The organism is Clostridium chromiireducens (genome assembly GCF_002029255.1).
In the GTDB taxonomy this organism is placed as follows: Bacteria; Bacillota; Clostridia; order Clostridiales; family Clostridiaceae; genus Clostridium; species Clostridium chromiireducens.
Window position 1 is genome coordinate 1 of sequence record NZ_MZGT01000073.1, and the last position, 22642, is coordinate 22642.

Sequence of the window (22642 nt, forward strand, 5' to 3'; positions counted from 1 at the left end):
GTAATTAATAATATCTTAATTACTGCTTAAAATTTATTATGAAAAAAGGTATCAGCTATATTCATGTTATATAAGTCTTTGGTTTTAATCATTTAAATTACTATATACTTTAAAACTTTCTTAAACTATTTCTTCAATAGCTAATAATCTTGGCTTATTTCCCTCTTGAACTTTTATATATATTCTTGCCATTTTCATTTGTAAATCTTCTATGATCGTCTTAACTTTACAAATAAAATAGTATTCTTCCATTCCATTAGTTACTACAGCTATAGGATTAAAATTCCATCCTTTTATTCCATCTAATGCTTTGTTTAATATTTTTTTATCTTTTTTTGTAACTATATTTCTAATCTCTAATTCTTCATTATCTCTTTCCATATTATCAAACGCCCTTTCTAATACTAATTTTACAATTAGTTTTTGTCAGTTGTTTGTCAAAGTTATTAACTCTTTGTTAATATAGTATTACAAAACAATTAATTCCAATGATTTTTTCAAAGATTCTTACGTTAATTCATTTATTATAAACCTTTTCTTAACCTTATTTCTGAATATAATGATATAATAATTTTAATGTTATCCATCATCTTTAATTCATATAAGAAGATTTTACTATGAATAAATTAGATTTTTTAGGGAGAGGTTCTGGATACAATGTTTCTGAAATTAATAAAACAATATGGGGGTTTACTTATGGATAAAGGCATATTAAAGATGGTCGCTATAGTAACAATTATTGCAATCACATTATTAATTGGCAGCCTGTGTGTGGCAATGCGTTATGGCGGATTAATGATGAGATCTGTTAGTACATCAAACCAAAATAACGGAACTGGAACATCGAATTCATCAAATCCTGGAAATTAGAATATAAATTATGATCATAAACAGACTAAAATCTCAAAATACCACATTATCTATTTAATAATGTGGTATTTAATAATTTTCTTATTTTTTATATAACATATCTATATGCGGAATGTTATCCTCTAGATATTCTTCTGAAATCCCTTCAAATCCAAGGCTTCCATAAAAATCAAATAAATATGCTTGTGCCTGAATCTTGATTTCTGTTTCCTTTAAAATTTCTTCTATATAATTAATTGCTGTTAATATCATTTTCCTTGATAAGCCTTTTCCACGATGTTCTTTTTTAACTATTATTCTTCCAATTGATGCCTTATCGTATGAAACACCTTTAGGTAGAATTCTTGAATAAGCAATAATTTCTCCATTATCTTCTAAATACAAGTGTAATGATTTTTGATCTTTCCCATCTGCGTCTTGGTAAGGACACTCTTGCTCTACAATAAAAACTTCGGTTCTTAGCTTTAAAATATTATATATTTCCTCACAGTTTAACTCATTAAACTTCTTTAGTTTCCACTCCATTGTCTTTCCCCCAATTAACGTGATTTACATGAATTCATATTTATAATTTTAAAACTAATTATATATATAAATCGTTCCGATGTCTATTTAAATTCATCCTTTAGCTTTCCAGCAAATTGCTTGATATATTATATAAAAAGATCTCCCTTAACTGAACTTAAAGGAGATGGAAACAAAATTAATGCATACATAAAAATGCGCATGCTTATTATTTATTTCTTTACAGCTTTTAGATTATTTCTACATTCTTCACAGATATAGAAACCTTTAAATTCAAAAATATGATCCATACTTCCGCAAAAAGTACATCCTGGTGCATATTTCTTTAGTATTATTTCATTATCATCTTTAAAGATTTCTAAAGAGTCTCCTTCATTAATAGTAAATACTTTTCTTGTCTCCTTTGGAATTACAATTCTTCCAAGCTCATCAACTTTCCTAACTATTCCTAAAGATTTCATAACTCTATTCCCCCTATATATGTTATATTTCTATTATGAATATATTTAAAAAATTATTTACAGGCTATTATTTTTTATGTGTACGTTTTACACTTTATGACTTATTATAACATATTTATAAAATTATGTATCAATTATTTCTAAAATATATAAATTAGTCATTTAATCATCATAACTATCAAATTAAATCCTATTTCCCACAAATAGTATTATATGTCGTTTATTCTAAATAATATTTATCATTATGCACCTTGTAAATATATTTTATTTTCTTAGTATAGTTTATAAATATTTATTTCTCTCATAAAAAAAAGGTAAATTAAACTCCGTGGTTTAATCTACCTCTATAAATAATTAATTAGCTCGCAAAAATTGTTCATAAGTCTCCATTTTATCCTCTCTTTTAGTCTCTTTTATCCAACTGTTATATTTAAAAATATCTTTTTCTAAATTTTCTAATTTCAACTTAATATTTTTCTCTTTCTTCACTTCTGCATACATAATTATTTTGATTATATTTCCCACCTATTCCACCTCCTTCTATAAGTATATACAATAATTACAATACATTTAGGTACTAATTTTATGGAAAAGATTACAAAATAAAACGAACTCTATTTCTAGAGTTCTAAAATTGATTGTTAATATTAATTTGCGATTTTCACCATCGGTAACCTCCAACTTTGACACTCCAATTTTTCTTTTTCCTAACATTCTGCTCCTTCTGATATCCATAAAATTCGTTTTGTGCCTTTAATCTTCTTTTCATTATATCCTTTATAGTCTGCTCTGTTAGTTCTTTTGGTGTCATAGCCTTCACCATCCCTTATTAATATCTACAATATAAATATTATAAGATTAAGGTTAGATTTATGCTAAAATCCTTGTAAAATTCATGTTATATTCTTATGATTTTTTTACCTCTTCACTGATTAAACCACTAAAAAAATACTACATCACTAAGAAGCATATAAAATTCCCTTCCAAAGGCCTCTGAGTCGAATGTATATCTGAAATTATAAATATTTTTATCCTATAAAACAACGAAAACCATGCATATAGGATCTTTCTCCTATAATGCATGGTCTCCTTTTATATAGAGGTTTTATGCATTTGCTAAAACCTCTATATTTTATTTAATTTAGAGTCCTTGTTCGTAGCTTTCAATCATTCTTTTTACCATTTCTCCACCAACGCTACCATTTTGTCTTGAAGAAAGGTTTCCTTTGTCTGTACTTTCATAGTTGCCTAATCCTATTTCTGAAGCAACCTCAGTTTTTAATCTGTTTAAACCTTCCTTTGCTTCTGGTACTAATGTTCTATTACTACTACTATTTCTTGAAGCCATTTGCATCTACCTCCCTTTAATTAATTATTTTGCTTGGCAGTAATATATTAACCACTATGACAAATTATAATCTATTAAATTGTTAGCAAATTTAGCTATTTGATACACATTATCATCTTAACTCTAATTTTATAAAAGTAATCATATATTGTAAAAGCTTTCCTAAGAATTCTCTGTAATTATGCAATATAGTGTTCCTACTCTCAGTACGACAAGCACAAGTGCAATAACATACAATTAAGCACCTTTAATACCCAAAGAAAGTAGACTCTATTATTTCGGCTACATTGAATATAATTATACATATAAAAGTTTATAACCTTTCTATGGCATTCTTTTATATGTGTATATCCTAAATGCAACGTTGCACAAAAGAATCTACTCTTTTTATTTATAGATATCGAATATAAAACTTATACTTATGTGATAACTTACCAAAATTATAAACATTTTTATCCGATAGCGTGCTACTGGATAAGTTCAACTAAAGATTTAGGTGGAGATTAAACTCCACCTAAATCAAGTTTCACTTAATTCCGAAAAACTATGAAAATATCGCTGAAGGTTCTAAGTTGCAGGTTGCATCCACTTTAGCATGCTCCAACTTTCAGTTTGACAAGCTAAAGTGGAACAATCTACAGAGGAAACTCGACTCACATTCGTTCGCTGAGTAAGCGATTCACTCCAAATCAAAGATTTGGGTTCTCTGCTTAAGAACCTTTAACAGCTCATTTTCAAATGTTTTCTCCATATTATGACCCTTGAGGGTACAAAAATGTTTATAATTTCTAGTGAAGATATCATCTTAAAGTTTTAACAAACTTATAAATATGTTCATCTAATAAGTCAAATATATAATTTAGGAATCTATATATACTTAAAAATTCAACTTCATACTTATATAGTTATTTCATATTTGTTTACTATTTATACGCACTAATATAAAGTTTTGTAAAGAAAGCAATGAACAACCTAAAGAGACTACATATATTACCTTTTGGTTATTTAGCAGAAAACTTAAAAATAACCTCTTGATGCGAGTATTTTTATATTTTGAGTGATTCGCAATGCCTTTATTCGTACCAGGTTCTTATGACTTCAGCACTTTCATCGCTTGGATAATATCTTTTATCTGAGCTGGTTTCTCCTATAGCGAATACTGAAAATCCTAGATGCCAAGGTTCATCTTTGAATTGACGTTTATAAGCTTCAAAGCAATTTGCCTGCTCTATGTTATTTATAGTTTCCGATATTAATGGATTATATGGCTGTACCGATGCTTTATTAGTTCTTGGGAACCCTAATTCTCCAAAGAAAATTGGCTTATCCCATTTATCATAAAAGTTTTTTATTTCTTGTTTTACATTTTGCCTTCTATCGTATATCTGTGATTTTTCTATTGCACTTTCTAAATTATCTACTGTATTAACTTCATTGCCTGTAAGTTCAAAATAAGCTGCTATTGAAATAAAATCAATTTTTGAAAATACTTTATTCTTTAGCTTCTCTTTATATCTATCTTTAAATTCTGATGAAAAGCTTTCTGCTGTAACCCAAAAATTAGTTCTATAAGTAACTAAGCCTTTATAATCTTTTCTAACAAAGTCAACCATATCGCACATTCTCTCTTCATCTGATTCCATATGTACAAAACTCGTTCCCATATTAAATGCATCTACATGATATGGCACAGCTATGTCTTTAATCAAAGTACTTAAGACATTATTAGTCCAGCTATCAAAGAATTCATCTTTATCATCTGGATTCCAGGCTGTTTCTCCTATACTTCCATTTTCTATCCATGGATAAGGCTCAAGTATTATATTTATTTTCTTTCCTCTAAGTTTCTTAAATAATTCAATAGCGCGTTTTTCACTGCCTTTATCTACTGTCATGTTACTTGAATTTCTATTTTCAATATTTATTACTATTGGAACATTTAAAGTATTAAGCTTAAGCCTATCAATATCCTTAAGTACCTGCTCAACATTATAATCAGTAGATAGGTTACCTGATTTAATCTTAGTTTCAAACTTTGAATTTAAGGTTTTACCCTCATACTTATTTATCATTGCATTTATGTAACCCCTTGACTCCATATTAATATTATAAGCATAAAAAACTGCACCAAATATGCTTATAAAAATAACTATAAATACTATTTTAACTTTTGTCATTTCTCCCCCCTGTGAACTTAGTATATTATAAAAAAGCACTATTTTATTAGTGCTTAAATCTTTATATTTATATTCCTAAAAATAGATATCCGAGAATTCGATATCAACATTCTCAGTACTATCCTTTTTATAAAGTATATGACTTTCCATGTTTTCAGATAGCTTATGGTCTTGATGCTCAATAGGGAAAGTTACTAAAAATTCAGATCCTTGTTTGAGTACACTCTTACAAGTAATAGTCCCGCCTTGTAGCTCTACAAGGGATTTTACAAGAGACAAACCAATACCGCTGCCTTCATTTTTTCTAGATAAACTTGTGTCTACCTTTTGGAATCTTTCAAAAATCTTCTCATGCATTTCTTCAGGTATCCCTACTCCATCATCTTTTACACTAATTGTTACACTTTTAGAATCTTTACTATAAATATTAACTTTAATAGTTCCCTTTTCTCTTCCGTATTTAACCGCATTAGATAATAGATTTAACATTATCCGCTCAATTAAATGCGTATCGCAGCTAAGATATATTTCTTCTTTTTGAGTATCAAATATTAAGTTCATCTTTTTATTATCGACATAAGTTTTAATTGAAAGCACAATATTTTCAACTTCGCTTACGATATTCTCCATTTTAAATAATGGTCTAAAGAATCCTGCCTCTATCCTTGATACGTCGATAATATTATTAACCAACCTTATAAGTCTTAAACAATTCTGCTTTATTATATCATTGTATTTCATAATATCATCTATAACTAAAGTATCTTTATAAGTACTTTCAAGCTGCAGAACTGAATAAATAACATTTAAAGGAGTTCTTAATTCATGAGATATATTTGTAAAAAATTCATTCCTTGCTTCTGATATATAATGCTCATTTATTACTTCCTTTTTGTTATAATCGATGCAATTAGATGGTACATTGAGGTCATTAAAAATTGCTAATGCCATGGTTTTACATGAACCATAGCCACATGCTAAACAGTTAATATTTCTTGATTCTTCTGTATGCTTATTTAATTTAGTGAAAATTTCATCATATTGTTCTTCAGTTGGTTCAACTATATTATTGACAACAACATTTCTATTGTACAATCTCATAAAGTCTTCCAGTTTTAAATTTTTATCAAAATATCCATGTAACCAATCAACTTTCTTTCGAAATAATTTTCCGCCCTTATCTTTCTTTTTTGCGCTCTTTAATTTATTGAATTCACTATCAACCTGATCAATTCTTTCAGCACTGACACATTTACTACAGGTGCCTGTCCCAAAATTACAACCATTGGAACAATTTAAAATGTCTACAATTAGAGGCACTTCTTTATCTTGTTTTAAATTATTACTATATCCACGTAAATAATCATAAGCGTATTCAGTTCCATTAATTTCTTTTATCCACGCATCCTTTATGTAATAACCAATATTCTCTTTAAAACCTCCTGGTCTGCTAAAAAGAAAACCTAAACTACAACCCATATCATCAAAGCTGCTTTCTTCAAATTGTGATATATCAATATTATTTGAAGCTAAATACTCTGAAAGTTTATTAAAGGTTATATTATATTTTACATTTCCATGTGTATTTTCATCATGAATTTCATCTGCCTTTGCTATGCATGGTGATAAAAAAGCTATATCATCTTTTATATGTGCATATTTTTTCATATAAATTGCCATACACATCATAGCACTTTGTATTGGTGCAAGTTTATCAAGCAATTCCGGTTGATATTTTTCTATGTAATTAACTATTGGTGGACATGGCTGAGTTATAATAGAATTACAATTATATTTTTTTATAGTTCTTAAGTATGCCCAAATTGATATATCAGCTCCAAAGGATACATCATAAATAAAATTCACACCCAAACTTTTTAAGTAACCCAATAATTTTTTATATTTACGAAACTGTACCCTAATAGCAGGCGCTGCAACTACCGATAACTTTTTTCCACTTTGCAGATCTTTAAAGAATCTTTCTGTATCATCCTTATAATATCTTGCATCGTGATCACATACCTTAATGCATTCTCCGCAATGAATGCATTTTTCTGGATTTACTTTTATCTTAATGTTTCCATCAACAAGGTAGGCAATATTAGCACCAGGTACCGGACAGTTAGTAAGACACTTATTACAACCTACACATTTTTCTTCATTTAAGTAAATTTGATCAACAAATTTGTACATTAATGGTTCCCCCTGAAAATAATAGCGTTTTATTTGGAGTTATTCAAAAACCTGATAAATTCTCAAAAAATACATGTTTTTTAGTTGCAATTACGATTGCAATCTTATTTAACTTTCCCCTCTTAACACTAACTTGTTTCATGGTAATGTAATCTTCACAGAACCTTACCCATTATAACATATATTGTAAATATAGTAATATTTAATTTAATATTTTTATAAATAATTAAGAATTTTATATTTTGCTTTCTTGTATTTCTCTAATCTCTCATAATCTTTTTCAGTAAGATTTTTAATTCTTGATATATCCATATTATCATTTAAATCTGCTAACTTTACATTGCAGGCTATCTTATTCTCAATTATTCTGTCTATAAACTGCTCATAATTCTCATCGTTGCGTCTTGTTAGTGCATCTAACGCGGATAGCACTTCTTTAGAAAAACCCTGTTCTCTTAAATAATCTAATGTAACATCAGTATCTTCTATTACATCATGAAGTACAGCGCAAATCTTTTCTGTTTCATCTTCTCTTGAAAACATTAATCTTAATGGATGAAGTATATATGGGCTCCCACCTTTATCAACCTGCCCCTTGTGAGCGTTTACAGCAATAAGTATGGCTTTTTCTATCACCTTTTGGTACCTCCATAGAAATTTATTTATATTTATTCATTAAAACTTTAGAGATATAGATACATTATTATTTCGTCATAAAAGTCATCATCTATATTAATATTAATAAGTTACTCAAAATATTATCCTAATTATAACATATCATTAAACTTCTATTATACTTTTAAATTATTCCCATCAGAAAATCTTATAAAAATTTTATTAAATTCGTGCCTCTCCCTTTTTTATTGCATCTATATATATGAAAAGAACTTATTTAGATGTTTAATACTATATAAGTTTACTTAATTCAATCTATATTTGAGGAGGATTATAAACATGAAAAACTATGATAACTTTTTACTAGGAGTAACAAATCTCGAGGAAGCACGAAAATATTATGAAGGTACTTTGGGACTAAAACTTAAATTCGATTTCTCTAATAAAGGAATGATTGCTTTTAACATAGGTGCTGAAGAACCAGCAATAATATTAAAAGACGAAAATGTATTTAAAAATATTAAACCGACAATCTGGCTTGAAGTTGAAAATGTAGAGACAAAATATGATACGCTATTAAAAAATGGAGTTAAGTTTCTATCAGAACCTTTTGAAATAATGACTGGAATGGCTGTGGAATTTGAAGATCCATTTGGAAATAGATTTGGAATTACAGATTATTCAAAGAAAATATAGTAAAAACATACTTTACCGTAATAAGTAACATACTTTTGCTCCAGTTTCTAAGAAATTTTGATGGGTGATTCTAAGACTAAAAGTTGTACCCAAAATGCTAGCTTCAAAAACAAGCTTTGAACTAGCATATTTGGAACAATATTAAAGGAAACTCGACTCACTACGTTCCCTGAGTAAGTTCAATTAATCAAATCATAGATTTGAAATTTCACTTAAGAATCACATCCACCAAAATTTCCAATGAAACATTCCACAAAAGTATGTCACTTATTTCTAGTTAAGATATGTTTCAATGTATAAATTAGTTTCATTTGAATTTTCAATTATATGGTACCTATTGTTTACGAACTGTCTCCTCAAAACTATTGTAAATTAAACAGCTAAACTTTAAATCACTTTAATTTATCTAACTTGGTAGCTCATCTAAAGTTTTAAATTGATACCCCTGACTCTTCCATTCTTTAATCAGACTATCTAAAATCTCAGTATTAGTTTTAGATACTGCATGAAGCAGAACGATTGCCCCATCTCTAGTATTCTTTAAAAGAGTTGCTCTAGCAGTTCCCGGATCTGGCTGGTTATCTACATCATAATCTTTATATGCAAGAGCAAAAAACACTGATTTATAACCAAGTTTTTGAGTATAGTAAAGAGATAGTTCACTGAAAGTACCCTCTGGTGGTCTGAAATAGTTTGACATTTTGCAGCCTGATATACTGTTTACTGCCTCCTCTACTCCTTTAAGTTCAGCATTAAATGCATTTTCATCTGTAAATGTAGGCATAGATTTATGCTGTACAGAGTGATTTGCTATTATATGCCCTTCATTAGCCATTCTCTTTAATAGCTCACTATCTGGAACTCCATTGTAGCTGCCAGTCACATAAGGCTTTGTTACAAAGAAGGCAGCATGTACATTATTAGCCTTTAAAGTATCTAGAATGCGTGAAGTATATCCATTTTCATAACCTTCATCAAAGGTAAGATAAATAACCTTCTTAGAAGTATCACCAAAACCATACCCGTTATATTTTTTTAAAAGATCAGCACTATCTCTTGAGGAATATAACCACGACCATCCTATAGCTTTTGTGCTTAATGCTGATGGATTAGATACTACAACCTGATCAAAGGATTTTGGTTGTGGCATAAAATCCTGAACTTGGACAGCTTCTGGCTTTTCTGTAGTTTGTATTTTGGAATTAGACTCAGTTTTTGAGTCGGACTTTGATGGTGAATCAGGTTCCTTTTTAATGGCCGGGTCTTGATTTTCTTTAACCTTTTTATCATTAGATGTATTATTATTTTCTGATGTACTTTTTTGTACGTTTTCTTGAATTTTTTCTTTATCTTCATTTGCTCCACCACAGCCTGATAATAATAAAGCCAAGGCTATAAGTAAAACTAAGTTTTTTTTAAGCATCTTTATCCCTCCAAACATGTGAGATGTTTCAGTTATAGTTATACATTTTAAGCTTGTCCTTTACGCGGTTATATGACAATTACCTTTGCAAATCAATATATTTTCTAATTAGATATACAATTGCAGGTTACTATAACTATAATTACATTATACAACATTTTCTCACTAATTTTTCTAAAGATACTTACATTTTATGTCGATTATTTGTTTATTTATAAAAAGTCAGCTATTATTTCGCCAATGATAAAAAAATGAAACTATTCAAGGTAGATACTTGCCTAAAAAAAGTAGGCAGTTTACATATTTACATTCTTTCTCTTATATAAAACTGATATTGCCGCTAATATAAGGATCATCCCCATATAAGCGGGTGCTGCATGACCAATTGATACATAGATTTGACCTCCAATGATAGGCCCAATCATTCTTGCTAAAGCCTGAATAGATTGGCTGCCTCCTTGAATCCTTCCTTGTTCACTAGAATCTACAGACTTTGAGAGCATCCCATTAAATGAAGGCCCAAAAATTGAATCACCAAAGCCAAATATAAACATTCCAGCGATAAGAAGAGGATAGAATGAGAATAATGCAGATAGCGCAATAAAACTGTAGCCTATAATCTCCGAAATCATTCCAAGAATTGCTATCTGTTTATCGCTAAGTTTTACCAAAAGCTTTGGCATAATTAAACTTTGTGAAATGATATCTTGGAATCCCATAATTGAAAACATAAGTCCAATCATTGTAGGCTGAAAGCTGAAAGTATCCATTGTAAATTGTGAAAAAACTGCCTGAAGTGATCCGTTAGGTATCCAAATTAAAAATGCTGAAACAAGCAGCCTTTGTATGCTTTTCATGGAAAGTATGTTTGCAAGCTGTGTAAATGGATTCAGTCTTACAATGGTAATTTCTTTCAGTCTATTATTCTTATCAAGGCTTTCAGGCATGAAAAAGAGTCCATAAACAACATTCAATAAAGTTATAATTGCTCCAAAATACAAAGGTACAGAATAACCAAATTTGGCAAGTAATCCACCTAGAGTTGGACCAATGACGCCCCCTACACCTACAATTGCACTCATCCATCCAAAGTATTTAGTTCTATGTTCTGGAGGAATGATGTCCGCAAAATATGCAAAGATAGTGCTTATAGTTCCGCCTGTTATACCATCTATTATGCGTCCAGCGAATAGTATCCATAGAGCTCCTCCTATACCAAAAATCAGGTACCCGATTGCAGAACCTAAAAGGCATACTAATAGAACTGGACGACGACCATATTTGTCGCTCAAAGCCCCAAGTCCAGGGGCCGCGAAAAACACACATACTGCATAAACAGAGGTAAGCAGTGTAACGACTATAGCTTGTTCCCCCGGATTGCTTGTATAAGGCTGTACTAAGAATGGAACGACAGGTGATATAATACCGAAGCCTATTCCGCAAAGAAATACGGAGATAAGACCGAATATTAAAGAATTTTTATCTACAGTTTTTTCTGTGTTATGTTCATTATATGATTTAAATTTAGACATTTAAATTCTCCTCTCATAAGTTGTAATTTTGTTTCCTTGTCAACAAAATTATCATATCATCATTTTGTTTCCCTGTCAACAAAACAATAAACAATAAAAATGCAGCTAGTTCTCAATAGAGTTTAGCTGCATGTGATTTCATTTTCATTATTCAAATTTATTCCGATTTAATATCTATCTCCATTTTTTTCATTTCTGCATCCAAATGATTACTATACTTTTCTATGAAGTTAAGCATATTGTCAAATTGCTCCTCAGTTACCTGATCAAAAACGGCTTTATCTCGCTCCTGAGATTCTTTATGAAGTTTCTCATGGATTTTATAAATTCTTTGCCCTTCTTCAGTAAGCCTAAAATAAAGTTCTTTCTTATTATCTGGCTTCTGGTAGCTTTCAATGGCACCTTTTTTTATGAGCTTCTTGGTCATTTTGCTTATGGCCCCTCTAGTCATATAAAGAGACTCTGCAAGTTTTGTCACGTTGGAATCTACATTTCTTCCAATGCATTCAATGTAATGTACTTCAGAAGACTTATAATCTTCAAAACTGCCTTCCATCTTAAACTTATTAAGCCAAGCAATTTTATTAAATAATTCCCTAAAACCCATCATGACCTGTTCTTCTTTATTCATGACCTATCCTCCCACTCTTTGGCGCATTAACAATATTATATTATTTTTTTGTTTCCATTTCAACAATATTAAAGATTAATGCTTTTATACTCTGCTCATATATTATTTTAGTAAAATCAATAAGTACTACTTTGTTTTCTTTTGAAATGCACCAATACGCATATCTATAGTTATAACAAGTGATTCATATGATTCTAGTTTTTCTTTATTTTCTGGCGTTGACTTCCAATAATGAGGTGTCATCTTAAGTAAGCTCAATATTTCTTCTTTATTTAATTCTATATCATATGTAGCATTAGCTTCTTTTACATAATCATTTTCTTCAGCACTTGCTTGATATACCTTATCATTTAAATTTACATCTGAATATATAATTTCTCTTAGCTGTATTAAATGGTTAGTTCTAGGCAGTACCCTTACAAAAACCCCATCGTCCTTTAAAACTCTATTGCACTCATTGATTTCTATTGGACTAAATACTGAAAGTATACAATCTATTGATTTATCTTCTGCAGGAATGTGAAAATTATTTCCTACTGCCCAAACACATTCTTTATCAGATTTACTAGCATATTTTACTGCATCTTTTGATACATCCATGCCATAATAATCAGCTTTTATATTTTTCTCATTCAGATAATTCTTTAGATTAGTTAAATAATAACCTTCACCACAACCTAAATCTAATATATTAGACTTATCATTTCCATTTTTGCTTAGAAATTCAGCAATCATTTCACTTATTTTATCTGATATTGCTTTATAGTAACCTCTATTTAAAAAGTCTATTCTAGCTAAAACCATTTCTTTAGAATCTCCCGGATTCTTACTTCTTTTTTGATTACTAATAAGTAAATTTACATATCCCTCTTTTGCTATATCATAAGTATGCCTATTTCCGCATTTATACATTTTATTCGAATCATCCTTAATTAATTTATCCTTACAAACTGGGCATAGTAGTATTTGATCACTAAAAATATTATCCATAGTTTTACCGCTCTCTTTCTGTGTTCTTCAATCTCTTTACTATACACTTTTTGCGTTTTTTTGGCAAGATTATAGATAATCAACGTGGAATTTATAGTTAAGTACAATATGAATATAATCTAAAAAGAAAATTTAACATTCGTAAGATTTTCGCTAAGTTCCCACAATTTTTTAGCCAGCTCTGAATCTATAGCCCAAGGACGTACACCGTTTCCTTTCATACTGTCTGATTGAACAGACTCAGCGATATCGCAGTCTTCGCAGTACACACCGCCCATCCCGTTTAATACAGGATTCGTTGCACACCATACCGATGTAGCCGCACCCTGATCAATAGTTTTAAATTCATTCGCTTGCTCCTTAGTATCAGTTTTTTTGCCATCGTTCTTAATCTCTTGTGTGGTGACTTTTCCATCAAGAGAAAATCTCCCAAGGTCAGTAGTTGGAATTAACCCTGGATGAACTGCAAAAGCTCTTACTCCATATTCTCTACCTAGCCTATCAAGCTCAACTGCAAAAAGTACATTGGCAGACTTAGATTGAGCATATGCTTTCCATCTATCGTATTCTGTTTTTTCAAAATTTGGGTCTTCGAAATTAACCCCTCCGAGGCGTTGTGCTCTTGAAGAAACTGCGACAACTCTTGCATTGCCAGCCTTTTTTAAAGCAGGCCAAAGTCTTGCTGTTAATTGAAAATGTCCAAGATGGTTTGTTGAAAATTGAGATTCATATCCTCTATTGTCTCTCATTAGTGGTGGAGCCATAATTCCAGCGCTATTTATTAGAATATTTAGCTGCCTCTTCGAAGCTATAAACCTCTCAGCAAATCTATCAATAGAGGATGGGTCCATAAGATCCAAAGTTTCTAGCTCTATATTTTGAATTCCTTCTACAGCACTCTTTGCTTTTTCAATGTTCCTTGCTGGTACTATAACGGTAGCTCCAGCTTGTGCTAAGACCTTTGCTGTCTCTAACCCAATTCCAGAGTACCCCCCGGTAACAATTGCCACTTTACCTTGTAAATTTATATTTTCTATTACCTCTTTTGAAGCTGTAGAAAATCCATAACCTGAATTTATTGGTGCTTGAATAGTATTTCTCATATTTTTCTCCTTTTCTATACGTAATTTAACTTTAAAATAAACTAAAATCGCCTGCGATATTGTTAGTATATTTCTTAGAGCGCAGTGTAAGTCAATAGAGAATTTTTAAATTTTTTAAAATATTGATTTGTGATCATAATAACCCTTATAATTGTTACTATACTTTAATGTAAAACTAAATGCTGTTATTTAGAGGTGTGCAATTATGAATTACTCAATAAAAGAAGTAGCGGAAAAATTTAATATATCGTCGTACACATTAAGATACTATGAAAGGGAGGGCCTAATACCTTCAGTGCAACGTAATGATAATGGTAGAAGGGTATATACAGATATTGATTTAGGCTGGCTACAACTTGTGTGCTGCATGAGAGCTACAGGAATGTCTATTTCATATATAAAGAATTATGTGAATCTTTGTACAGAAGGAATTGACACTTTGCCAGAAAGACGTAACATTATGATCGAGCAAAAAGAAATAATAAAAGAAGAAATCAGGAAATATACTGAACTTCTTAAACTTGTAGACATGAAATTAGATTATTATGATGAAAAAATCTCAAAAGATGAATTGAAAAGGTTTATTGGTAGGAAAAGAGAGAAACATTAAATTAATATCTCCCCTTTTATTTAGTCTATACGTAAAAAAAGGTAAAACACATAACTTGATATAAATCAATATTTTTATAACAAAGGTGGTAAGTCAAAATACATCTCTGTTTTTTGCTTAGATTGGATACCAGAAGCTAAAGCTTTGATAGACAATAACCTTATGAGGAATACATATATAATCATAGTAAACACGTAACTTAATTTGCATGAAAAATATAGACTTATAAGATAATGCAATCATCTTATAAGTCTTAAAATATATTCATTATATAAATGTATTAGTGAAGTTACTAATACACTCTGAAAAATCAGCTAAGTAAATAATTTATTATTTACTCTTCCTAATCCCCTCTTTATCAAAAATCCTTCTTAAATAAATTTCTGTATATAGAGTAAAGCCGAAAGTAATTATTAAAGTTCCTACAATACTTATTACGCTCGATAAATTAGGCTCTTCTCTTAATAATAGTGTAATTAATAGGGAAAAACTCAAAGATATACTTCCTCCTATTAACATCATGACAGCACTAAAACTATTCCCCTCTTTCCATGTTTCTTTATTTTTCATGGCAAAAAAAGTTCTATATCCGTAAACGCTATTTATCTTCTTTGGTGGCCGTAACTTTAAGATTGCTCCGACAACAATAAAAATTACACTGGTCAAAATATTAGTAATTAACATAATTTTTCCTCCGCACATTGTTTAGGTTTTTACAGTATATCTAGATATCCAACATGTAACTAGACTTATTTTGTAACTTACCCCCTAAATATTATTTTCATTGATACTAAGATTTCTATAAACTAAATCATCTCTTTTCTCAAAACCCAAGGCTCGCCAAAACTCATTTCCTAAATCATTTGATGCAAATGCAACAAGGGCAACTTTATTTATTTCTTCTTTTCTCAACGCATTTACTACAGCCTCCACTAATGCTTTTCCAATCCCACTTTTACGATAGTCGGGATTAACCGCCGTATGATAGATGTATCCTCTTCTTCCATCATGTCCGCACAAAATTACACCTATTATTTTATTTTCATTATAGGCAACATAGTTTGTTTTAGGATTCCTTTTTATAAACTTTGCGATTCCTTCAAAAGAATCATCTAAACTACGCATTCCCATTCCATTAGTATTTGTCCATAATTTATACACTTCATTATAGTCTTCAGTTGTCATTAACCTTATTTTCATACTTCACCCTCCAGAAATACAAAAAAATATAGATATAACATTCCCTAATTATCTACTCTAAATTTCTATGTATTCAAACTTGTTTTCATGCCATTTAAGAAACTTCTCAAAATCATCATAAGAAACTCCTAAGGTAGCAGTATTAACATTTGGATGAAAATTAATAGGACTTTTATTGACAATATCCTTATCTATAAGAACCATAACTTCGCTCTCTTCATCATTTATTAAACCAAAAGGGGTAACAGAACCTGGCTTAAGCTGAAGATATTTAAATAGCCTTTCTTCTGACGCAAAAGATAATCTGCTGCTGCCAATTTGATTTGATAAATTTATTAAATCAACTTTTTTACTCTCATCTAAAACCACTAAATAATGAACATCACCTTTTCTGTTTCTAAGAAAAAGATTCTTACAATGTTGTCCGGTAATTTCTAGCTCTAATTCCTTCGCCTCTTCACAAGTATACACCGGCTTATGTTCATATTTTATATAATCAATTTCTAATGAACTCAAAATATCATATACTCTCTGTTCATTTGTACTCATAATTATAACTTCCTTTCAAAAAATATGCTGTGATTACTAATTCTATAGATACAACTAAACGAAATTTAATACATATTTGTACTAGCTGTATAACTCAATCTAATCTCAATTATAGCATATTTTGAAAATCTTGCTTACTTAACTTTATTAGTTTTCACTATTAATCTTCTTAAATTTATAGTCGCTACAAATAGAAATGTGGCCGCCATCCATTTAAAAGCTTTCAGCTTTTTAAACTTTATTTTTCTTCTTTATTAACAATCCTTATTAGGTTGTCTTTATGTCTAACTACCATTAAAACACAAGCCATAATAGTAGACAATATTATCGCAATAGGTAATTTCATAATAATGCACATAATAGGTATTGTTACACCTATAGAAATAGATCTAATAGAAACTATTCTTGTAATAAATCGCAATATAAAATAAACTGCAACTCCAGTTAACGTTGGAATTGGTGCAATCAATATAAATGCTCCAAGAGTTGTATTTACTCCTTTTCCACCCTTAAATTTAAGAAATGGTGTATAATTATGTCCTAAAATTACTGCTATGGCAATTATAGAAACATAAGTATTTTCTGACACTGGCAACTCTATAATCTTGGCTAAATACATTCCTAAAGCCACAGGAAGGACTCCCTTTAAGATATCGATTATCTGAGTAATAATGGATATCTTGGTTCCTGCAATTCTTTTAACATTTGTTGAACCTATATTTCCACTGCCTTTGGTTCTTATATCAATTTCACAAAACTTTTTAGTAAGCAAGTATCCTGTTGGAATTGAACCACATAAAAAAGATACTAAAACTGTTATTATAATAATCATTTCATTCACCTTAAATTCATTCTATTTTGATTTATATTATCTAACTATTTTAATAGGTTATAGTTTGATTTCATGCTTATTATAACATAATTCACAAAACATCACATCAGTGATTCAATTCTCCTCTTATTGTGTTGCCCCTAAGTATAGAACCAGTTGTTCTATGTAAAATTACTATTGGATTTTTTCAGTAAAAGTTGTTCCATTTTTGCTTGTCCTGAGCTTTCGCTCAAAATCATATAAGAATGGTGCAACTTTTACTGTTAGAAATTCACTGAAACTTTCTCAAACAATCAATTAACAGAATGACTTTTCTTTCAGTTTGATATACCACAACATTTAAACTTAGCACATCTTTGCACAAAAAAATCAGATAAATGTTTGTGAAATAAACATTTATCTGATTTCGGTTATTATTGGATGAAGTTTAAGTATAGGTACTTATCTATTTTTTCAAACCTATAATCCAATGCTTAGATATCAAGCCCAGCATGGTATCCTTGATATACTGCAGTCGTTATAGTTGATGGACGTACACAATCTCCAATTTCTCTAACCCAAAGTGCAGATTCAACTAATTCATCTACGACCTTTCTTCTTGCTCTTTGTCCTAATGCACAAATTACTGAAGTACCTGGTACAAGATGTTCATTGCCTTCTGAATCAGCACATAAAACTCCTTCTTCTGTTACCTTTAAGCCTTTATATTCTGTATGCACATGAATATTATTCTTTTCGATTTCTGATAATAAAATTGGACGATGTCTTATGTTTGCATCTGGAGCAAGTTCAGGTCTCATTTCTACTAAGTGTACAGTTTTTCCTTCTTGTGCTAAATGTATTGCTGCTTCACAACCTGCAAGACCTCCACCAAGAACTACTACTTCACTGCTAACCTTGTCTTTTTCTATATAATAGTCATTAACAACTACTACGTTATCGCCATCTAAACCTAGGATTAGCGGAACAAGCGGTTCTGAACCAACTGCTATAATTAATGCATCAACATTTTCGTTTTCAACATATTCTTTTGTAACAGTTGTATTTAAACGAATTTCAACACCAGCATCTTCTGCTAATTTCCCAAGAGTAACACCTAATTCATACATTTCATACTTAAATGGAAGTGCTTGTTCTCCCTTAAGTATTCCACCTACCTCATCAGATTTTTCACAAAGGATTACCTTGTGTCCACGTTTTGCAGCAGTTATTGCAGCTTCAAGTCCTCCTGGTCCACCACCTGCTACTAAAACTTTACGTGGAGTTGCCGCCGGAATAATTTCTGTTCCTCCGAGCTCACGTCCAATTAATGGGTTAACTGTACAACGTCTTGTAGATGTCATAGCACGTTCTGCCATACATGTAAAACACCTTAAACATTTTACAATGTCCTTATCACGATTGCTCATAACCTTTTGTGGAAGCTCATGGTCAGCCAAAAGTGCACGAGCCATTTCAACAACATCAGCTTTTCCACTAGCTATGATTTCTTCCATCATTTCTGGATCATTTAAACCACCAAGTGTCGCAACTGGAACACTTACATGCTTTTTAATTTCTGCTGCAAGACATACATTTGATCCATGAGGTAAAAACATAGAAGGATGTGTTAAACCAAATCCTCTTTGATAAGTTCCTGCAGATACATGTAGTAAATCTACTCTTGATTCTATTAACTTAGCAATTTCAACACCTTCTGCAAGATCATATCCACCTTCAAATAATTCAGAACCACTAAATCTAAATTCTATCGGGAATCCTGGTCCAACAGCTTTTCTTACACTATCAAGAACTTCCTGAGCAAAACGAACTCTGTTTTCTAAAGATCCACCGTACTTGTCTGTTCTTTTATTAAAATAAGGTGATAGGAATTGATTAATTAACCATCCATGTCCACCATGAACCATAACCATTTCAAATCCTGCTCTTTTAGCTAGTGCAGCTGTATCTCCATAAGCTTTTACTATATCATCTATTAATTCTTGAGTAAGCTCCTTTACTTCACGACCGTCTGGACGAACTCCAATGCTTGGTCCCCACTGAGCTAGTCCATCTTTTTTATTCTTGTCAGTTAAATAAGTTCCAGCATATTGTCCTGAATGAGATAACTCTACGCTGGCAATTGCTCCATGACGACGGATAGCATCTGCTGTGTAAGTAAAACTTGCAAGTGAACCTACTGTTTGAAGATCTAAATGATACATATGTGAAGCTTCAGTTTTAGGATGAACCACAACCTCACTTACAGTAACTGAACCTGCCCCACCCTTAGCTCTTAATTCATAAAAAGCTGTAGATGCAGGCCCAATAGTACAATCCGCTGTAATATCTGTTCCTCCCATAGGAGCTGAAAACATTCTATTTCTAAAAGTTACATTTCCAATTTTTATTGGCTTACAAAGGTTTGGATATTTTCTTTCCATAATTCTATTCTCCTTAATCTATTGTTTAGTAAAGTTTTTCTGTAAATTTCTCACATGATTCCTTGATAATAACTATATTTTCTAATTAATTCATATCTAAAAGTATCAATCATTGTCTAATAATTAACACGCAATTGTTTACATATTCGCTGATTTATTAGTTGAAATTGCTTTTTTATGCATATAGCGATAAATAAAAGTTAATGCAAAGCCAATAACACACATAACTGCAGCTATTAAAAATGCTCTTTGATAGCTATGATCAGCAGCATATACATTTCTCATAACTGTTGGTCCAAAGTAACCTGATACTGCAAAACCAATGAACATTATTCCAAAGTTAACACTATTATTTTTAGCGCCAAATTGATCTGCTGTGAATCCTGGGAAAACACCCATAAATGCACCAAAGGATACACCTACAATTACGATACCTACATAAAATTTAGTTACATCTCCTTGACCTGAAAAATATAAACATGTAAGACCAACAATAGCAATAATAAAGGCAATAGTAAGAGTATTTATTCTCCCAATTTTATCCGAAAGATAACCTGCTATAATACGGCCGCCAGTATTAAATAATGCTAATATAGAAACTACTGTGGTTGCAGCTGCAACTGGCATTCCAATCATACCTTGCGCTAAAGGTGAGGCCATTGAAGAGCACATTAATCCAGTGAATGCACCACATAATAATACTAAAATCATTACATAGAACGTAGGACTTGCAAGCATTTCTCTCCAATTCTTATCATTTTGATTTGACTTACTACCCTGGGATACTGGTGGTGTCCACCCCTCAGGAATAAATCCTACAGGACATTTATCAATGACAAACGAACAAACACAAACAATAATTAAGAATGTTGCTCCTATTATCTTAAATGCTGCAGTTACTCCAAAATTACTGATTAGTATGTTTGCAACTGGTGGTACTATTACTGAACTAAACCCATAACATGCAGTTGTAATACCTCCAACAAACCCACGTTTATCAGGGAAAAACTTGATAGAGTTACTTATTGTACATCCGTAAACCATTCCAATTCCAAGTCCAGTTATGATACCATAGGCTAACACTAACATGCCTAATCCATTAGCGAAACCTGATAAAATCATACCTCCACCAAAAAGCAATCCACCAACAAAGATAACTTTCTTAGGTCCAAACGTATCATTAATTCTTCCACCCGAAATCATAGTTATTGGTCCTACTGAATTCGTAACAGTGAAAACGATTGCTAAAGCTCCAGCAGTCAGCGTAGCTCCAGTAACTTGGCTTAAGTAGCTTGCCATAGGAGCTGCAAATACACTCCAAGCATACATTGAACCAATACATAAATTGATAAAACAGCTTGCGATTAAAATAATCCATCTCTTTTTTGTTAATTCCATAAAAAATCCCCCTTGCTATTTTTGTTAATATTATCACAATTTCATGTTAATAATATCACAACTAAATAAACATGTAAATATGAATATATAAATATTTATATGTTTATTATTATATATTTATTTTTATATACTATTCAAAATATGTTTCATTAGATATACTTACTTATAAATAGTTATTTAACATATTCTCCTGCACTCAATTTCAATCAATTTTTTATACTTTGACAAAATTGTAATCTGAGAAAATCATGTTATAATAACTAGACGCCAAAGAAAGAGGTGTGTTTATGAGAACACTTAAATATGCAATTTTAGGATTATTAAATAGAAAACCAATGACTGGTTATGATATAGGAAAAGAATTTAATTTTCAATTAGCGGAATTTTGGAGTGCAAAACATAGTCAAATATATCCAGAATTAAAAAAATTGGTGGATGAAAAACTTATAGTTTATGATGTTGAAATTACTGGAGATGTTTTAGAAAAAAAAGTTTATAATATCACAGAAAAAGGCAAGAAAGACTTTTTAAAATGGTTAAAAAAAGATGAGCCTATGGAACAGACTCCAAAGAATGTTTTTCGTCTTAGAATGTACTTTTCAAATAATTTAAACATAAGTACTAGAATCTATTTATTAGAGCAGCAGTTAGAACAGCACCAAGACAGACTAACTTTCTTATATACCCAGTTAGATCCTTATGATGGTATTCCCCCTGTTGATAGTGATGCATTTGGAGACTATCTTGTTCTAAAGGGCGCTATTATACGAGAAGAATCTTCAATTAAATGGATAAAGCTTTGCATTGATTGTTGTAAAAACGGCACTAAATAGGATAAATAACAAACTAAAATAACCCACGGCAATTTTATTGCCGTGGGGTTCATCGACACCATACTCTAGATAAATACAAACTAGATTTACACTTTGAGATATACGTGAGAGTGTAAAATAGTCTGTGTAAACTTCATTAGGATGATATAATAAATTATCAAATGAAGGGAGCACAGGCTATGTCTTTATCTAGAGATGAATTAGTAAAATTAATTTTGAATAACTCTGATATA

Annotated in this window: 24 protein-coding genes; 4 read left to right on the forward strand and 20 right to left on the reverse strand. The window is 30.7% G+C overall.

Annotated features, from left to right (window positions below; all coding sequences use genetic code 11):
• Positions 1 to 120: 120 nt before the first annotated feature.
• Positions 121 to 381 carry a hypothetical protein gene (locus tag CLCHR_RS19830; RefSeq protein ID WP_079441648.1) on the reverse strand — a complete coding sequence of 87 codons (261 nt, stop codon included), beginning with the start codon at positions 379 to 381 and terminating at the stop codon, positions 121 to 123.
• 315 nt (positions 382 to 696) lie between these two features.
• Here CLCHR_RS19830 and CLCHR_RS24965 point away from each other — a divergent pair, with 315 nt between their 5' ends.
• Positions 697 to 870, forward strand: coding sequence for a hypothetical protein (locus CLCHR_RS24965; RefSeq protein WP_169896852.1), 174 nt, complete (start codon positions 697 to 699; stop codon positions 868 to 870).
• Between the two features lie 81 nt (positions 871 to 951).
• On the opposite strand, the gene CLCHR_RS19835 is transcribed toward CLCHR_RS24965, so the two are convergent.
• The 8 genes from CLCHR_RS19835 to CLCHR_RS19860 all read right to left on the reverse strand — a co-directional run bounded on the left by CLCHR_RS19835 (position 952) and on the right by CLCHR_RS19860 (position 8210).
• Positions 952 to 1395 (reverse strand): GNAT family N-acetyltransferase, encoded by a 444-nt coding sequence (locus tag CLCHR_RS19835; protein WP_079441649.1) that lies wholly within the window; start codon positions 1393 to 1395, stop codon positions 952 to 954.
• 212 nt (positions 1396 to 1607) lie between these two features.
• A complete protein-coding gene (locus tag CLCHR_RS19840) occupies positions 1608 to 1856 on the reverse strand; it encodes an AbrB/MazE/SpoVT family DNA-binding domain-containing protein (RefSeq protein WP_079441650.1) in 249 nt (82 codons plus the stop codon).
• 354 nt (positions 1857 to 2210) lie between these two features.
• The gene (locus CLCHR_RS24970) at positions 2211 to 2381 is read right to left on the reverse strand and encodes a hypothetical protein (RefSeq protein ID WP_169896853.1); all 171 of its coding nucleotides are present in this window, start codon (positions 2379 to 2381) and stop codon (positions 2211 to 2213) included.
• 136 nt (positions 2382 to 2517) lie between these two features.
• Complete coding sequence (locus CLCHR_RS24975; protein ID WP_169896854.1) at positions 2518 to 2667, reverse strand: hypothetical protein; 150 nt, start codon at positions 2665 to 2667, stop codon at positions 2518 to 2520.
• Positions 2668 to 2997: 330 nt separating this feature from the next.
• Positions 2998 to 3204, reverse strand: a complete 207-nt coding sequence (locus CLCHR_RS19845; protein WP_079441651.1) for an alpha/beta-type small acid-soluble spore protein — start codon at positions 3202 to 3204, stop codon at positions 2998 to 3000.
• A gap of 1073 nt (positions 3205 to 4277) precedes the next feature.
• A complete protein-coding gene (locus CLCHR_RS19850; protein ID WP_079441652.1) occupies positions 4278 to 5381 on the reverse strand; it encodes a glycoside hydrolase family 113 in 1104 nt (367 codons plus the stop codon).
• A gap of 75 nt (positions 5382 to 5456) precedes the next feature.
• Positions 5457 to 7574 (reverse strand): [Fe-Fe] hydrogenase large subunit C-terminal domain-containing protein, encoded by a 2118-nt coding sequence (locus CLCHR_RS25320; protein WP_079441653.1) that lies wholly within the window; start codon positions 7572 to 7574, stop codon positions 5457 to 5459.
• A gap of 216 nt (positions 7575 to 7790) precedes the next feature.
• Complete coding sequence (locus tag CLCHR_RS19860; protein WP_079441654.1) at positions 7791 to 8210, reverse strand: GTP pyrophosphokinase; 420 nt, start codon at positions 8208 to 8210, stop codon at positions 7791 to 7793.
• 318 nt (positions 8211 to 8528) lie between these two features.
• On the opposite strand from CLCHR_RS19860, the gene CLCHR_RS19865 reads away from it, so the two are divergent.
• Complete coding sequence (locus tag CLCHR_RS19865) at positions 8529 to 8885, forward strand: VOC family protein (RefSeq protein WP_079441655.1); 357 nt, start codon at positions 8529 to 8531, stop codon at positions 8883 to 8885.
• A gap of 406 nt (positions 8886 to 9291) precedes the next feature.
• On the opposite strand, the gene CLCHR_RS19870 is transcribed toward CLCHR_RS19865, so the two are convergent.
• The 5 genes from CLCHR_RS19870 to CLCHR_RS19890 form a co-directional block, all read right to left on the reverse strand.
• Positions 9292 to 10308, reverse strand: a complete 1017-nt coding sequence (locus CLCHR_RS19870; RefSeq protein ID WP_079441656.1) for a polysaccharide deacetylase family protein — start codon at positions 10306 to 10308, stop codon at positions 9292 to 9294.
• Positions 10309 to 10604: 296 nt separating this feature from the next.
• Positions 10605 to 11840 (reverse strand): MFS transporter, encoded by a 1236-nt coding sequence (locus tag CLCHR_RS19875; RefSeq protein WP_079441657.1) that lies wholly within the window; start codon positions 11838 to 11840, stop codon positions 10605 to 10607.
• Positions 11841 to 11997: 157 nt separating this feature from the next.
• Entirely contained in the window at positions 11998 to 12471 is a 474-nt protein-coding gene (locus CLCHR_RS19880; protein ID WP_079441658.1) for a MarR family transcriptional regulator, read from the reverse strand.
• A 126-nt stretch (positions 12472 to 12597) separates the two neighbouring features.
• On the reverse strand, positions 12598 to 13461 hold the full coding sequence (locus CLCHR_RS19885; protein ID WP_079441659.1) for a putative RNA methyltransferase: 864 nt from the start codon (positions 13459 to 13461) through the stop codon (positions 12598 to 12600).
• 119 nt (positions 13462 to 13580) lie between these two features.
• Positions 13581 to 14564: an oxidoreductase gene (locus tag CLCHR_RS19890; protein ID WP_079441660.1), complete on the reverse strand. Its 984-nt coding sequence runs from the start codon at positions 14562 to 14564 to the stop codon at positions 13581 to 13583.
• 205 nt (positions 14565 to 14769) lie between these two features.
• On the opposite strand from CLCHR_RS19890, the gene CLCHR_RS19895 reads away from it, so the two are divergent.
• On the forward strand, positions 14770 to 15174 hold the full coding sequence (locus CLCHR_RS19895) for a MerR family transcriptional regulator (protein WP_079441661.1): 405 nt from the start codon (positions 14770 to 14772) through the stop codon (positions 15172 to 15174).
• 330 nt (positions 15175 to 15504) lie between these two features.
• On the opposite strand, the gene CLCHR_RS19900 is transcribed toward CLCHR_RS19895, so the two are convergent.
• The 6 genes from CLCHR_RS19900 to CLCHR_RS19925 all read right to left on the reverse strand — a co-directional run bounded on the left by CLCHR_RS19900 (position 15505) and on the right by CLCHR_RS19925 (position 21576).
• A complete protein-coding gene (locus CLCHR_RS19900) occupies positions 15505 to 15858 on the reverse strand; it encodes an SdpI family protein (RefSeq protein WP_242966160.1) in 354 nt (117 codons plus the stop codon).
• Positions 15859 to 15942: 84 nt separating this feature from the next.
• Positions 15943 to 16374, reverse strand: coding sequence for a GNAT family N-acetyltransferase (locus CLCHR_RS19905; protein ID WP_079441662.1), 432 nt, complete (start codon positions 16372 to 16374; stop codon positions 15943 to 15945).
• Positions 16375 to 16431: 57 nt separating this feature from the next.
• Positions 16432 to 16923 (reverse strand): prolyl-tRNA synthetase associated domain-containing protein, encoded by a 492-nt coding sequence (locus CLCHR_RS19910; protein WP_079441663.1) that lies wholly within the window; start codon positions 16921 to 16923, stop codon positions 16432 to 16434.
• A gap of 238 nt (positions 16924 to 17161) precedes the next feature.
• Positions 17162 to 17755, reverse strand: a complete 594-nt coding sequence (gene plsY, locus CLCHR_RS19915) for a glycerol-3-phosphate 1-O-acyltransferase PlsY (RefSeq protein WP_079441664.1) — start codon at positions 17753 to 17755, stop codon at positions 17162 to 17164.
• 473 nt (positions 17756 to 18228) lie between these two features.
• Positions 18229 to 20178: an oxidoreductase gene (locus CLCHR_RS19920; protein ID WP_079441665.1), complete on the reverse strand. Its 1950-nt coding sequence runs from the start codon at positions 20176 to 20178 to the stop codon at positions 18229 to 18231.
• A 138-nt stretch (positions 20179 to 20316) separates the two neighbouring features.
• Positions 20317 to 21576, reverse strand: a complete 1260-nt coding sequence (locus tag CLCHR_RS19925; protein ID WP_079441666.1) for an L-lactate MFS transporter — start codon at positions 21574 to 21576, stop codon at positions 20317 to 20319.
• A 287-nt stretch (positions 21577 to 21863) separates the two neighbouring features.
• Here CLCHR_RS19925 and CLCHR_RS19930 point away from each other — a divergent pair, with 287 nt between their 5' ends.
• Positions 21864 to 22409: a PadR family transcriptional regulator gene (locus CLCHR_RS19930; protein ID WP_079441667.1), complete on the forward strand. Its 546-nt coding sequence runs from the start codon at positions 21864 to 21866 to the stop codon at positions 22407 to 22409.
• The last annotated feature ends 233 nt before the right edge of the window (positions 22410 to 22642 follow it).